Genomic DNA, 13,435 nt, shown 5'->3' on the forward strand with positions numbered 1-13,435 from the left:
GACAGGTCAGGCAACGTTGGTGGTGCAGGCACCGCAGGTGGTGCCGCAGTTGTCGTCGGTCAGGTTGACCAATCCCGCCGGGTCGGCGATCTCGACAAGGGAGACGTCCAGGTCGAAGACGTCCGACGATTCCGGCGCCTGCGGGCGGACCTGGGTGAGACTGGGTACCACGGTGTTGCGCGTCATGGTGACTACCTCCTTGTTTCGTTGGTTTGTTGCTTTGCTGCATTGCTTCCAGTCGCCCTCACGGAGCGATGCCTGATCGGATGGCTCCGTGGGAGGCTCCTAGCCGCCCGGCACGAGGCCACGGAAGCGGGCCGCCCTGCCTCGAACCGGGAGAGCTGAAGCGGCTGAACGGATCGTTCACTGGCCGCTCTTAAGCCGTAGCTCGGCCCAGACCTCCTTGCCCCACGGGCACCTGTCCGAGCCGTGCAGGTCATAGCCCCAGCAGTCCGACACCGCATCGATGAGGAGCAGGCCGCGGCCTGACTCGTCACCGTGGTCTGCGAGGCCGGCAACAGGCAGGCGTTCCGGTTCCCAGTCCACGACGCTGACACGCACGCGCGATGCGCTCGGCCGTCCCACGGTCAGACGGATGTCGTGGCACGGGGTGTGCTTGGTGGCGTTCGCGATGAGTTCCGTGACTATCAGCGCGGCGCGATCGGCGAGTTCGTCGAGGCGCCACGCATCAAGGACGTTCTGAACGAGCTTGCGACCGGTCTCAGCAGCGGACGGCTGGCACGGGAAGGTCTGACTGAGTGCGGGGCGGCCGACGGAGGCGGTGTGAACAGGCGTGTTGAGGCTGGTCATGGCGATGGAGCCTTCGTGTTGTCTAGGTGCCCGGTCCGCCCCTTGCGAGACGTGAAAATGCGGACCGGGCCGTCAACAGCCGCCCGGAATGATGGGCGACCGACATCCAGACAACCCCGGCTTCCGCTCTGCCGGTTAGGGCTATCAGGCACCCACCTAACGGAAGTACCTAGGGTGATTTGACCCAGCGTTTACCTGACTGCTGGGTGACGTGAGCGCTACCGTGCGTGGATGGATGCCGCGCGCAACATCGCTCTTGAGGCGTGGATGGCCGAGCATGGCTACAGCTCCAACAGCCTTGCCGAAGCTGTGAACAGCTCTTTAGAGCGGTTGACCGGGAGGCCCGGAGGGCTCGACGGATCATCGATCCGGGGCTGGAAGGCAGGACGCGTGAAGTGGCCGAAGTCGGCCACCCGTAAGGCGCTTGAGGACATCGCCGGACTGCCCGCCACCGCTTTAGGGTTCGTTCCACGGGGCAGCACTCTGTCCATCCCGGTTCCACCGCAGCAGGAGGACCCTGACATGAAGCGCCGTACGCTCGTCGGCGGGATCGCGACGGCCGCCGTCGCAGCGGCAGCACCCGGCGCCGCGTCGCCACGCCGTATCGGCATGAACGACGTCGACCGTCTGCAGAAGCGCTTCGCCGGGATCGTCGCCAGCGACCACCGCCACGGTGGACAACTCGGCATCGAACAGCGAGCCGCCGCGCTCGCAGACGAGGCACTGAACCTCCAGAACGCGGGAAGCGCCACCCAGCGCGTACGCAGCAGCCTGTACGCCTCCGCGGCAGCATTCCGCTCCTCGGCGATGTGGGCGGCGATCGACGGCCGGCGCTACGACGTCGCGAAGACGCACATGCGGGAGGCGCAGGCCCTCGCAGAGATGTCCGGGGACCAGGCGATCAAGTTCCGCATCTGGAGCCATACGGGGACGATGTACCGGCACCTCGGGCGCCCCGCCGACGCCCTCGCCGCGAACGACGTGGCCCGGAACCTCTTCCTCACCCGGCGCGACCCCCTCTTCGCGTCCCTCGGCCTGGCCCGCCAGGGAGCCATCCAGGGTGCAGCCCAGGACCGCAGTGGCATGCGTCGAGCATTCGACCAGGCGCAGGAGGCCATGTTGCGCTCCGACCCCGCGGACTACCGGCCAGTGTGGATGCTCGCCTTCTACGACCAAGCGGAGCTGGACTCGCTGGCCCTGTCCGCGCGTCTGGCGCTGGGCGACTACCCGGCCGCTGAGTACCACGCCCACCGCTGCCTGGCCGCGCTCCGACCGCACATGATCCGGTCCCGCGCCATCGCGACGACCCGCCTCGCGCACGCCCAGCTCGCCCAAGGGGCTGCGGACGCCGCCACGGCCACCGCGATGAAGGTGCCCGCCGACGTCGCCACTCACCACGCCCGGGTGGCACGCATGCTGCAGGAGTTCGGCGCCGCCCTGCGCGCCACCGCCCCCGGCAGCACCACCGTGCAGACCTGGACCGAGCACGCCGCCACTTGGAGGACCACCGCATGACCACGGCCCCCGCCATCGAACTGCGCACCTTCACCACCCTCGACCCCGTCCGCGGCGACCTCCTCGACGTCTACGCCGACGTGCGTGCCCCACTCCTCCACCTGCCGAACTACGCAGTCACCACCTTCGGCGAACGCCTGGACCGCCACGGCACCGAACCGGGCTTCGTCGCCGTCCTCGCATACGCCGACGACGAACCGGTCGGCTACGCCTACGGCAACACCATCGAACGCGGCGACCGATACTGGCAGCGCACCACCCCGGAGCCGGCGGAGAAGTACACCGAGCGCCCAGCCCTGGCCCTGAAGGAGATCGGCGTCCGCCCGGCCTGGCGCAAGACGGGCACGGCCCGCCGCATCCATGACGCTCTCATCGCCGCCCGCGATGAGCCGTACGCCACCCTCATGGTCAACCCGGCCGCCGGTGACGGTAAGGTCCACGCGCTCTACAGGTCGTGGGGCTACGAGGACATTGGGCAGAGCCAGCCGTCATCGGCATCGCCGGTTCTCGCAGTGATGATCCACTTTGTTCCTGTCTCATTGACGCCCGAAGTCTGATTCGTTCCTTTTTGGATTTGCATAGGTAATGGCCCCCTGTCTGGCGGGAGTGCACTGGCCCTCGACGTTTTCAGGTGAGAACCTTAGGAATGCTCTGGTTGATTTGTGGAGAAGGGCAACGCGGCCTGGGCCGCGACAGCTTGGCGTGGTCATCCGAAATCAGACCCTTCAGCACCCGTTTCGCCAGCCGTTTCCTTCTGCACTGTGCGTCAGCGTGCTCACAGCAGGACGGTACTGCGGCTAAATGGCGTGCCGCATGCGGCGTCGGCGCAGGTAGCCGCGAATCTTGCGGGAGCTGTAGCCCTTGTCGGAGATGACGTGGTCGGGCCGGGTCCGCAGGTGGCCCGGCCCAAACCTGCGGACCCGGGAACCCATCACCTGCTCGAAGCGGGTGCGGTCGTTGGCGTTACCACCCGTCAGGATGAGGCCGAGCGGGCGGCCCTCCCGCCGCAGGCCAGATGGAGCGTGGCGCTCAGCCCTCCAAGGGACCGGCCGAGGGCGTGATCACCCGCTTCGTCGCCCTCATGCGCCCCTTCTTTTGCCGCCAGCCGCGTGCTTGTGGGCCCCCACGGCCGTGGAGTCGACCGACATGAGCCAGTCGATGCCCCCGGCCGCGTCCTTCTCCGCCTGGTTTATCCGCAACATCCGCGAGAATGTCCCGTCCAGTGCCCACTGGTGGAAACGGTGTGTACAGGGTCTGCCGCGAACCCTCCCGCTCCGGCACATCGCGCCAGGCCTGGTCTGCAGCTCCACACAATCCCGTTCAGCACCACCCCGCCGTCCGACCGTGGCCAGCCTGCAGTCCCCGAACTCGGGCAGGAACCACGACATCGCCCCCCAACTCGGCATCCGAAAGCTCATGACGACGCACCACAAACAACGTGATCTCTCACCACGTGATCAGCTTTGAAGGCACTCCCTAGCCGCCGACCTCCTGGCGGTCACGGTCCAGGGAGTCGTGATGGTGAACAACGCGGAGAACTTGAAGGCTAACGAGCCTTAGAGCAGCGGGATTGAAGGGCGGGTGGAGGAGAACGGAACGGTGGGCGTGCCTATCCCGCTGGAGCGGAGGGGCCGCCGCTGATCGGCGGAGCAGGCCACCGGACAGCAGGCCAGGCCCGATCTGGAGGAATGCTCGCCACATGGACGGCGGGCGTGAGGCTTCAGAAGCCGCTCCCGCCGTTCTGCCTGCTTAGTTCAAGGAACCATGGATGAGTTTAGGGCGTCCCCTGTACCGTCTAAGCGACAGCGCTGTCGCTGATGTCCCAGGAGGGGGGAAGAGGCACAGGGGTGTGCTGGAACGAACAACCCAATGACGCCTTTAACGCGCGGTGACCGGCAACCCGATCGCCCCGTGTGAGGCGTTGCTCCCAGCGCGCTGACCATCATCCACCCCTACCTCTGAAGGCATGAACGCATTTGACCGTTGGTACAAGGGGCTCAGCAGCTTCAACCGGGACCTCGTCCTGCAGCACTTCTGTGCAGAGGCTCCGGTTTCGCTGGGCGAGCTTGCTTCTCGGCATGCCCTTCTTCGGCAGACTGCGCGGCAGTGCCGGAAGTTCCTCATGGATGAGTTCAACCGCAGTGTCGAGGGGGATTCGATACTCCGTGCCTGGATAGAGCACGCGGAGCTTGATCTGCGGAAACCTTGCCTCGTCAGTTCGTTTCTGGACCGCCATGCCTGGCTTGGCGAGAACATTGGGGACGGGCTCACCGCCCTCCGCCTGTTCACCGGCATGCGCTGGCTGGACGCGACCACCTCCGTGTCCCCGACCGATCAGTGGATCTTCATGAATGATCTGGAAGAGTGTGGCGCCGCCACGGTGAGAGCCCTTGATCTTGATGTCGACGAGGTGATGAGTCTGTCGACAGCCTCCGCTCTCCTTGACGCACGCAGGGTTCCTGTCCCCAGTGATTTCAACACCCTTCGTCAGTGGCTGATCCACTGTGGTCTTGACTGCGAGGGCAAACAGATCTCGTTGACTCGCTCCAAGCCCCGGCTTACTGAGACCGCTGTCGTCTCTGGCGGGCTGTCTGAGCTGGTCGAGAAGCTGTCCGCCCTCCTCCTAGTAAATGAAAACGGCGAGAGCGTTCTTACTCTCGGTGACCTCCTAGGTGAGGCGGAGACGGCGGACGGGGAGCTTGGAGTGGTCTCCCGCATGCTCCGCGACACCACCTTTGCGGCGGGTGAGGGCTGGGTTGTGCCGGATCGCTCCGCCGATTCCGAGCGGCGTCGGGCAGTGCGAGGCGAAGGAATCTCGGCGGAGCGGAATGCTACGGAGGGTAATAGTCCTTCAAGTGCGACCGAGCAAGTCAAAATTAGCGAAGCAGAGAGTGACGGATCCGTTCCGCTTGCAGGCAAGCTGGCGGATGCCGGCAAAGCAGGTCTGGAGGCGTCGCCCGGAGACCTCATCGCGCAGCTCCTCGAAGGCTGTGCTGAGGGCATGAGCACCTCGCTTATCGAGGATGCACTGGACGGAGTCGTGCCACAGGGAGAAGTGACGGAGGCGCTCTTCACGGATGCGCGCTTCGCGATCACGGCCAGGGGAGCCTGGTGCCTCCAGGACGGTTCTGACACGACTGGACCCTCCGCTGCAGCGATCCCGGCCCAGGGACTTTCCTCCCGAGAAGAAGAAGCGTCCGCCTCGACCACCGAGGCCGTCGGCCGCGTCGGCTCGCGCGGTGGGCTTCAACGTGAGCGCGAGCGCCTCGACAAGGTGGAGGCCGCCTTGCGCGAGGTGGACACCCCGCTGACTGTCGAGGAGTTGAAGGAGCGCACGGGGGTCACCATTGGGATCCAGTATCTCCGGCAGCAGATCGAAGCGGATGCTCGCTTCAGCCGGAGCCAGCGGAACCAGTGGTCGCTGACTGAGTGGCACCTCCCGGTGTACAAGCCGATCAAGGAACTGATCTCTGACATGGTCGATGCGCACGGCGGCCAGGTTGAGGCAGACAAGGTCGTGGCGCTTCTTCGCCGAGACTTCGACATCAAGGAGTCCAGCCTGCGGGCCGCCATGTCCATTGCGCCCTTCACCGCAGGCGGAGGGATCGTCCGCCGTATAGGTGAAGACCTGGACATTGGCTCCGAGGAAGCAGCTGTCCCCGCAGCCCGCACCGCTGAGACCGATGCGTCGGGCAAGCAGCAGCCCCAACCCGTCGACGAGGCCCCCGACGTGGATGACCTCATGGACCACCTGGGGTTGATCTGATGGCGGCTTCCCCTTTCCTACGCGACTGCGGCGCGGAGTCCGACTACCGCAGCGACCGCAACAACCTTGTCGAGGACTTCTACCTGCCTGCCCTCGCCGCCTCCACCGCTTACGACCGGGCCGTGGGCTACTTCGCTGCGTCCGTGATCGCCACGCTCGGGCAGGGAATCGACGAGTTCACCGCGCGCGGCGGCACCATGCGGATCATCGCCTCCCCCTACCTTGACCCGGCCGACATCAAGGACATTGAGGACGGCTACGAGCTGCGCAAAGTCCTCCAGCGTGCTGCCCTCCGCGACCTAGAGCAGGCGGTCGAGGACGCGCGGGCAGCCCGTGGCCTCGGCAAGCTCGGACGACTGGTCGCCGAGCACCGAGTCGATTTCAAGCTGGCCTATGTCGAAGAGCGTGGCCGCGTCGGCATGTACCACGAGAAGATTGGTGTCTTCCGGGACGGCCGAGACATCATCGCCTTCAAGGGCAGCGCCAACGAGACCCGCTCCGGTCTCGTTGGCAACTTCGAGGCGATCGAGGTCTATCGGAGCTGGGAACCGAGCGATGCACGCCGGGCCGCGCGTATAAGCAAGGACTTCGATGACCTCTGGGAGAACCGCACGCAGATGCTCCGCGTTATCCCGTTCACCGATGCCGCCAAGGTGATCGTCGAGCGCAGCGCCCGGGCCACCGCAGACCAGTACGAGCTGGACGAACTCCCGACCGGCGGAACCCCCATCCGCACCACGCCGCTGCCTCCTCCTGGCACGCTTGCGATCCCGCCTAGTCTGAAGGTTCGCGACTACCAGAAGGAAGCGGTCCAGAACTGGTTCCGCAACCAGTGCCGAGGCATCCTCCGCATGGCCACAGGCACAGGCAAGACCCTGACCGCACTTTCCGCTGCCTCCCAGCTCGGCACGCTCCTTCGGAAGAACGATGCGTCCGCCTCACTCCTCACTGTCGTCGTGGCCCCGTACCAGCATCTGGTCGACCAGTGGGCCAAGGACATCGAGTGGTTCGGCGTGACACCGTTGCGGGCCTACGAGACGACCAGCAGATGGTCCCCGCGCGCTCACAGCCTGCTCCAGAACATCGCCCTCGGCGGTACCCGAGGCGGCGTCATTGTCGCTACCAACGCCACCTTCGGCGGCGATGCCTTCCAGAACCTGCTCAGCTCCTACCGGGGGCACCTCCTCCTCATCGCGGACGAGGCCCACAACCTCGGTGCCGCGCACTTGCGTACCCGCCTCCCGGAGAAGGCCCAGTACCGCCTCGGCCTCTCCGCCACCCCGGAGCGCTGGTTTGATGAGGAGGGAACCGACGCCCTCACCGACTACTTCGACCGAGTCGTCTTCGAGATGGGAATCGGCGAAGCCATCCGCCGCAGCGCCCTGTGCCGCTACACCTACACGCCCATCCTCGTGGAGCTGGACGACGAAGAAGCCGAACTGTACGCAGAGACCAGCGCGAAGATCGCCCGCCTGATCGCGGCTGGCACAGACCTGAAGGAGACCGCCGACCGGGACTCCCCGCTCGGCCGACTTCTGAAGAAGCGCGCCGACATCATCGGCCACGCCCGCGGCAAGCTGGAGATCCTCCACGCGGAGATCGAGAGGCGCCGGGACACCAGCCACCAGCTGATCTACTGCGCCGAGGGCAAGCATCCCCTTCTCTACGAACACGGCACCGACGGCCCGCGTCAGATTGACCAGGTCATGGAGATGATCGGCAACGAGCTGCACATGCCCGCTGCCCGCTACACCTCGGAGACCAAGCGCTCGGCCCGCCTGGACATCCTGCGCCGCTTCGAGAACAACGACCTCCAGGTCATCTCCTCCATGCGCTGCCTGGACGAAGGCGTGGACGTCCCGGCCTCCCGGACCGCCTACCTCCTGTCCAGTTCCTCCAACCCCCGCCAGTTCATCCAGCGCCGCGGCCGCGTCCTGCGCAAGGCGCCCGGCAAGAAGCACGCGGACATCATCGACTTCGTCGTCGTACCGCCTGCGGGCGGGGACGCGATTCAATACGAGACCGAACGCAGCCTGCTCCGTCGCGAACTGGCTCGCGTCGAAGAGTTCGCCTACCTCGCTGACAACGAGGGGGACACGCTCAATGTCCTCCGCCCCGTGCGCGAGCGCTACGGCCTCTTCGACACCTGAGCCCTCACTGCAAGTACTGCCATTCCTTCCGTACCCGCTACCTCGAACCAGGAGTAACCCGTGAGCGACGAAACAGCCGGCCAGCCTCCCGCACGAACGGTGCGCGACGTCCTGAACGAGCTGCCGCGGGAAGCCAAGATCCTCGTCCAGAAGGTCATCGACCTGGAGACCGAGAACATCCACATCAGGGAGACGACCAAGGTCGTCCCGAAGATCGTCGACACCGTGAGGGAGCTGACCAAGTGAAGCTGCTCAAGCTGACGCTGAAGAACTTCCGAGCCTTCTATGGTGAGCAGGTTCTCGACCTGTCTGTGGAGGAGGGCAAGCCCGCCGTCCTCATTTTCGGTAACAACGGTGCCGGCAAGACCACCCTGCTCAACGCGTTCGCCTGGGCCCTCTACGGCACCTTCTCGGAAGACGTGGAACAGCAGCATCGCGTCATTCACGACAAAGCATGGGCGGACACGGCGTTCGGGGAGGACATCACGGCCTCGGTTCGGCTGGACTTCGAGCACGACGGGACCCGGTTCTCCGTGGTCCGGCACGTCACCGTTACCAAGGAGAAGGCGGAGCAGGAGCCCGTCGAGCCCGAGCTGACGGTCACGGAGATCGGGACGGACGGCGAAGCCCAGAGCATCCTCAACGGCCAGGACCGGATCGAGAAGATCCTGCCCAAGGGCCTGCGTCAGTTCTTTTTCTTCAACGGTGAGCGCATGGAGAAGATGTTCTCCGGCGACGTGAAGCGGGAAGGCGAAGGCAAGAACCAGGAGGTCCAGAAGGCCATCAAGACCCTTCTGGACTTGGAGGCCATCGAGCGTGCTCTGGAGGACCTGCCGAAGGTCTCCCGAAAGCTCGCCAGCGAGATCGACTCCAAGGAGGACAGCAGGCTGAAGCAGCTGTCTGACCATATGGACCAGCTCGCCACCCGCGAGAAGGAAGAGGTGGCAGAGATGCTGCGCCTTTCCGGCGAGATCAGTGCCTTCCAGAAGGAAGTCCAGTCCATTGACCGCGCCCTGCTCCAGAACAGGGAGGCGGAGCCGCTCCAGAAGAAGCGGGACTCGCTGACCCGCCAGATCAAGGCCGCGCATGACCGGCACATGGAGTACAAGAGCCGCAAGCGCGAGCTGCTGTCACGGCACGGCTTCCTGGCTCTGACCAGCGGGATCGACACTAAGGTGATTGAGCTCGCGGACGAGATGCGCGAGCGCCGCCAGCTGCCCGCGGGCATCCAGCGCAGCTTCATCGAGGACATTCTCGAAGCCCAGCTGTGCATGTGCGGCCGTGAGGTCCGAGAGGGGACCCAGGAGTACGAGGAGCTGGACAAGCGCAAGTACAACGCCGGTCTCGAGGACGTCCAGGAGAGCTGGATGCGGGTCAGCGGCAAGATGAAGAACCTGGAGGAGAGGCGCCAGGAGATCCTGGAGCAGCTCACCCTCAACGCTTCCGACATTCAGAAAGCAGACGCCGAGATCAGCGAGCTGGAAGCAGAACGCTCTGATGTCGATCGGCAGCTGGAGGGGGTGAACATCCAGGACGTCCAGCGCCTCATCGAGCGCCGGAAGAACTACGCCTCCAAGGAGACCGACGCCCGCGTCGCGCACAAGGAGGCTGAGAACAAGGTCACCTCGATCAAGCAGGAGGCAGAGGCCACAGGCCGCCAGTACCGGAATGCTGAGGTCAAGAGCGAGAAGGCCCGCAAGGTTCAGATGCAGGTCGAGCTCGTCGAGAAGGTGCGTGCCGCGCTGAAGGAGATCCTCGAGATCAAGACCGAGGAGGTCCGCGACCAGCTTGACAAGAAGGTCAAGGAGGTCTTCTCCCGGATCTTCATCAAGAGCTACGTACCCGAGCTGAACGACGACTTCGAGCTGGAGCTGCACACCGCGAGTGGAGTGGCCATCCGCTCCACCGGTGAGAACCAGATCCTCGGGCTCAGCTTCGTCGGCGCGGTCTCCGAGGTTGCCAGGAACATCAGTGCCCGAAAGAAGAACAGGGGGGAGGCGACTATCGAGACCGGCAGCGGCGGTGTCTACCCGGTCGTCATGGATGCCCCCTTCGGCAGTCTCGACCTGACCTATCAGGAAGAAATCTCCAAGGCCCTGCCAGCGCTGACATCCCAGATCGTCACCCTGCTCTCGCAGTCGCAGGCGCGGGGAAAGGTTCTGGAGAACCTCCAGCAAGCCGCCAACCAGATGTACGTACTGCGCTCTTATACGCCGAACCAGTCGGCAGGCGAAGAGACGATTGTGATCAACAATCGTGAGGTTCCGTACGTGTCACACGGCGAATTCGAGCACACTGTTCTGGAGAAGGTGACCTACTGATGGCCTACACGGACCGATTCCGCCGTCCCCAAGAGCATGAGGTCCTGCTCGGTAAGCTCACCGACAGAAAGACCGGGACGTTCGCGACTATGGTCGAGGCGATGATGTTCGCCGCGCTGCTAGGCCGCTGCCGAGGCGAGCGCAAGCCGTTCGACCAGGCTGACGAGCCGATCCGCCTCGCGCTGATGGAGAGCCGGGACTACGGGGAGGTGCTTCTCGACATGCTTGGAGCCGTCGAGTGCCCCGACGACCCGAAGATCCTCAGCGCGGACCGGCAGCCCGAGCGGGTCCTCATTTTCGAGGAGTACGCGAACGCTGGCCTGTCCCACCTGCAGACCCTTATAAATCGTCAGTCCGACCAGGACCTTGACACGGTCATTTCGAACCTCGTCCTTGAGGGGCTAAGGACGCCGCCGGAGGCAGAGAAGGACGACGTTGGCGACATCCTTGCCAGCGCTGACCTGGACTGGTAAAGCCGCTACCTCAGGGCAGGGTCGACAGCCGGAATCCGTACGGCTATCAACCCTGCCCACCTCTGTGGAACGTAGTAGTTGGTCTCGTGTTCATGGGGCGGGATGTCTCCGATGGCGGTGTGAAGCAGCTGGTTGTTGAACCAGTCGGCCCACTCTGCGGTGGCCGCGGCCTCGATGCCCAGGTCCGCGGCGACCGCATTCATAACGGCCCACCCGGTGGGGTGGCTGTGAATAATCTCCGCGACCATGCGTACCGCACACTCGCGAAACTCGGCAGGGTAAGAGGACGAGCGGGCCATGACTTGATTCGCTCAGGGAATCGAGCCTTCAATTAGCACCGAAGCGCTTCATGCCCTAATTCACTGATGCCGATAGGGTCAACGTGCTCGGAGTTATGCGACTCCTGACAAGACGCTGAAGGTGATCCCAGATGGTCAGCCGGCGTCACCTGCGCCTCACACACGACTTGGCAGCGTGTCCCTACTATTGCAGTACAGCTGCCTGCTACCGGAAGGCCGTGATCAGTGCAGCCAGGGAAGTTACCAGGGTGGCAACTGCCGTGATTGTGGCCGGAGTTATACGCCCCTTCGAGGGGCCCTCGTTACTCTGGCCACCAGACGTGCTCCGGCCCTCATCCCGCAGGCACGTCGAGGTGCAGCAGTGATCGTCGCCAAGCGGATTGTGCACGTTGCTCCTTTCTTTGGGCTCATGCGGTTGCCACGTAGCAGGGGAAAGCGGAGCCCAACTACCCCTCCCCCTCGGCTGCAGCGAGCCAAAGGGAAGATGAACGACCATGACCGGGTAACCCTGACACCATCCGAGTCATACCGCTTTGGAACGAGACGTTCTCACAAACAGCTATACGTAGCTGTGCGTCACAGTTTTTGATTTATAAATTCAAGCCCCCTGGATTCGATCCGCCATTGCGACACGTGAAACCATGTTCGTGCAGCGGCACGCCAAGTCGCAGTGCACTTCGCGAACGGTGCGACTTGGCGCCTAGGCGCCAGTCGAGGAAATCCGGAAGGGAAGACTCCCTAGGCTGGCACTCTAAAACTGCTGGTCCGGGGGGTGGCGCTCGCGGAAAGTGAAGCGACACCTCATATGGGTTACTTCATTCGAGTGCCGGGCGGTGCGTGTGATGGCTGCCCTAAGTCTCGGAACTTTTCGTTCCGTTTTCATTTAGAATGAAGCCTGGATCCGTTGCTGGCAAAGTAAAAACCTTCACGCTACATCGATTAGAGCTCTTTCGTTACAGAGAGTGTCGGCCGAAAGTCATCGAGGTTGTTGGAGGTGTATTGATTTTTCGGCGAGAGGGTCAGGAGTCTGATAGTGGGCAACCGGATAGCGTTAAATGCCACTTATTGATCCGAAACGGTAAGCGTTCCGGGTCGTCGAATGCTGCGTGAGTGAACTGGTGGGGGAGGCGCTGACCGCGCGGCGCGTGGGTGAGCATCAGGTGCTGTCCGGGGTCGAGCAGGCAGCAGTGCGGCAGGCGATTTTGGATCACCTGCCGTGTGACCTGGGTCTTCGTGGCCAGTTGTGGACGCGTGGCCAGGTGGGTGAGCTGATTGCGAAGCTGTATCGGGTGCGGATGACCGAGCCCGGGGCGGGCAAGTACCTGCGGCGCTGGGGGCTGTCGTTCCAGCGGCCCGACAAGCGCGCGGTCGAGCAGAACCGGAGGCGGTGCGGACCTGGCTGGAGGAGACATGGCCGGCGATCCGGGCGACGGCGAAGGCCAAGAACGGTGAGGTGCTGTTCGCCGACCAGGTCGGAATCCGTTCTGATCAGGTCACCGGTCGCACCTGGGGCGAGAAGGGCCGCACCCCCATCGTGCGCCGCACCGGCAATCGGTTCTCCGTGAATGCGATGTCCGCGATCAGCGCGAAGGGCCGGATGCACTTCATGGTGTTCACCGAGACCTTCGACGCGAAAGTCATGTGCCGCTTCCTCGACCGGCTCATCGGCCACTTCCGACCGCAAGATCCACCTCGTGGTGGACGGTCACTCCGCACACCGCTCTCACGTGGTCCGCACATGGCTGGCCGACCACGCCGACAGGATCGAGCTGCACTTCCTGCTCCCGTACTCACCCCGAACTGAACCCCGACGAACTCGTCAACGTCGACCTCAAACGCAGCCTGCTCATGAGCAGCAGGACCCGCCACCAGGCCCAACTCGCAGCCGAGAACCGCAGGTTCTTCCACCGCCGCCAGCGCCAGCCCCACATCGTCCGCGGCTACTTCGACGGCCTCCACATCCGCTGCACCCTCGAAGAGAACCATTTGAGTTTCTGATCAATAATGGTTGCAGCCTCGGCGCTATTTTTGTATTCGAGAGGATGTAGTAGAAGGGCAGGCGGGGGAAGTCGTGCTTCAGCCTCGACAGGCTGACATTTCA

12 protein-coding genes and 1 pseudogene are annotated in these 13,435 nt (G+C 64.1%); 8 read left to right on the forward strand and 5 right to left on the reverse strand.

Annotated elements, in window-relative coordinates; all coding sequences use genetic code 11:
- Positions 1 to 6 precede the first annotated feature (6 nt).
- Both ACIBCM_RS22115 and ACIBCM_RS22120 read right to left on the reverse strand, forming a co-directional pair.
- On the reverse strand, positions 7 to 186 hold the full coding sequence (locus ACIBCM_RS22115; RefSeq protein WP_399245678.1) for an FxLD family lanthipeptide: 180 nt from the start codon (positions 184 to 186) through the stop codon (positions 7 to 9).
- Between the two features lie 177 nt (positions 187 to 363).
- A complete protein-coding gene (locus ACIBCM_RS22120) occupies positions 364 to 810 on the reverse strand; it encodes an ATP-binding protein (protein ID WP_399245680.1) in 447 nt (148 codons plus the stop codon).
- A 231-nt stretch (positions 811 to 1,041) separates the two neighbouring features.
- Between ACIBCM_RS22120 and ACIBCM_RS22125 the strand changes: the two genes are divergently transcribed.
- Together ACIBCM_RS22125 and ACIBCM_RS22130 are read left to right on the forward strand one after the other, a co-directional pair.
- Positions 1,042 to 2,325, forward strand: coding sequence for an XRE family transcriptional regulator (locus ACIBCM_RS22125; RefSeq protein ID WP_399245681.1), 1,284 nt, complete (start codon positions 1,042 to 1,044; stop codon positions 2,323 to 2,325).
- Positions 2,322 to 2,882, forward strand: coding sequence for a GNAT family N-acetyltransferase (locus tag ACIBCM_RS22130; RefSeq protein ID WP_399245683.1), 561 nt, complete (start codon positions 2,322 to 2,324; stop codon positions 2,880 to 2,882). The genes ACIBCM_RS22125 and ACIBCM_RS22130 overlap by 4 nt, the downstream gene beginning before the upstream one ends.
- Before the next feature lie 240 nt (positions 2,883 to 3,122).
- On the opposite strand, the gene ACIBCM_RS22135 is transcribed toward ACIBCM_RS22130, so the two are convergent.
- Positions 3,123 to 3,335: a transposase gene (locus ACIBCM_RS22135; protein ID WP_399245763.1), complete on the reverse strand. Its 213-nt coding sequence runs from the start codon at positions 3,333 to 3,335 to the stop codon at positions 3,123 to 3,125.
- A gap of 69 nt (positions 3,336 to 3,404) precedes the next feature.
- The gene (locus ACIBCM_RS22140) at positions 3,405 to 3,527 is read right to left on the reverse strand and encodes a hypothetical protein (protein ID WP_399245685.1); all 123 of its coding nucleotides are present in this window, start codon (positions 3,525 to 3,527) and stop codon (positions 3,405 to 3,407) included.
- A gap of 764 nt (positions 3,528 to 4,291) precedes the next feature.
- Here ACIBCM_RS22140 and ACIBCM_RS22145 point away from each other — a divergent pair.
- Genes ACIBCM_RS22145 through ACIBCM_RS22165 form a run of 5 tightly spaced genes read left to right on the forward strand, consistent with a single transcriptional unit; the run spans position 4,292 to position 11,035 of the window.
- Positions 4,292 to 6,091 (forward strand): hypothetical protein, encoded by a 1,800-nt coding sequence (locus ACIBCM_RS22145; protein WP_399245687.1) that lies wholly within the window; start codon positions 4,292 to 4,294, stop codon positions 6,089 to 6,091.
- Entirely contained in the window at positions 6,091 to 8,241 is a 2,151-nt protein-coding gene (locus tag ACIBCM_RS22150; RefSeq protein ID WP_399245689.1) for a DEAD/DEAH box helicase family protein, read from the forward strand. The genes ACIBCM_RS22145 and ACIBCM_RS22150 overlap by 1 nt, the downstream gene beginning before the upstream one ends.
- A 60-nt stretch (positions 8,242 to 8,301) precedes the next feature.
- Positions 8,302 to 8,487: a hypothetical protein gene (locus tag ACIBCM_RS22155; protein ID WP_099930490.1), complete on the forward strand. Its 186-nt coding sequence runs from the start codon at positions 8,302 to 8,304 to the stop codon at positions 8,485 to 8,487.
- Positions 8,484 to 10,562, forward strand: a complete 2,079-nt coding sequence (locus tag ACIBCM_RS22160) for an AAA family ATPase (protein ID WP_399245691.1) — start codon at positions 8,484 to 8,486, stop codon at positions 10,560 to 10,562. The genes ACIBCM_RS22155 and ACIBCM_RS22160 overlap by 4 nt, the downstream gene beginning before the upstream one ends.
- Positions 10,562 to 11,035, forward strand: coding sequence for a DNA phosphorothioation-associated protein 4 (locus ACIBCM_RS22165; RefSeq protein ID WP_399245693.1), 474 nt, complete (start codon positions 10,562 to 10,564; stop codon positions 11,033 to 11,035). The genes ACIBCM_RS22160 and ACIBCM_RS22165 overlap by 1 nt, the downstream gene beginning before the upstream one ends.
- 5 nt (positions 11,036 to 11,040) lie before the next feature.
- Here the strand turns inward: ACIBCM_RS22165 and ACIBCM_RS22170 are convergent, their stop codons facing one another.
- Positions 11,041 to 11,238 (reverse strand): hypothetical protein, encoded by a 198-nt coding sequence (locus ACIBCM_RS22170; RefSeq protein WP_399245695.1) that lies wholly within the window; start codon positions 11,236 to 11,238, stop codon positions 11,041 to 11,043.
- 1,235 nt (positions 11,239 to 12,473) lie between these two features.
- Between ACIBCM_RS22170 and ACIBCM_RS22175 the strand changes: the two are divergent.
- Positions 12,474 to 13,332: pseudogene (locus ACIBCM_RS22175) on the forward strand (IS630 family transposase); the annotation flags it as partial.
- Positions 13,333 to 13,435: the final 103 nt, after the last annotated feature.

The sequence above is a fragment of the Streptomyces sp. NPDC051018 genome, assembly GCF_044456085.1.
Classification (GTDB): Bacteria; Actinomycetota; Actinomycetes; order Streptomycetales; family Streptomycetaceae; genus Streptomyces.

Bases quoted from the DNA above. Each gene is read 5' to 3' on its own strand.
- ACIBCM_RS22115 (WP_399245678.1), bottom strand. From the start codon at position 186: ATGACGCGCAACACCGTGGTACCCAGTCTCACCCAGGTCCGCCCGCAG.
- ACIBCM_RS22120 (WP_399245680.1), bottom strand. From the start codon at position 810: ATGACCAGCCTCAACACGCCTGTTCACACCGCCTCCGTCGGCCGCCCC.
- ACIBCM_RS22125 (WP_399245681.1), top strand. From the start codon at position 1,042: ATGGATGCCGCGCGCAACATCGCTCTTGAGGCGTGGATGGCCGAGCAT.
- ACIBCM_RS22130 (WP_399245683.1), top strand. From the start codon at position 2,322: ATGACCACGGCCCCCGCCATCGAACTGCGCACCTTCACCACCCTCGAC.
- ACIBCM_RS22140 (WP_399245685.1), bottom strand. From the start codon at position 3,527: ATGTTGCGGATAAACCAGGCGGAGAAGGACGCGGCCGGGGGCATCGAC.
- ACIBCM_RS22145 (WP_399245687.1), top strand. From the start codon at position 4,292: ATGAACGCATTTGACCGTTGGTACAAGGGGCTCAGCAGCTTCAACCGG.
- ACIBCM_RS22150 (WP_399245689.1), top strand. From the start codon at position 6,091: ATGGCGGCTTCCCCTTTCCTACGCGACTGCGGCGCGGAGTCCGACTAC.
- ACIBCM_RS22165 (WP_399245693.1), top strand. From the start codon at position 10,562: ATGGCCTACACGGACCGATTCCGCCGTCCCCAAGAGCATGAGGTCCTG.
- ACIBCM_RS22170 (WP_399245695.1), bottom strand. From the start codon at position 11,238: ATGAATGCGGTCGCCGCGGACCTGGGCATCGAGGCCGCGGCCACCGCA.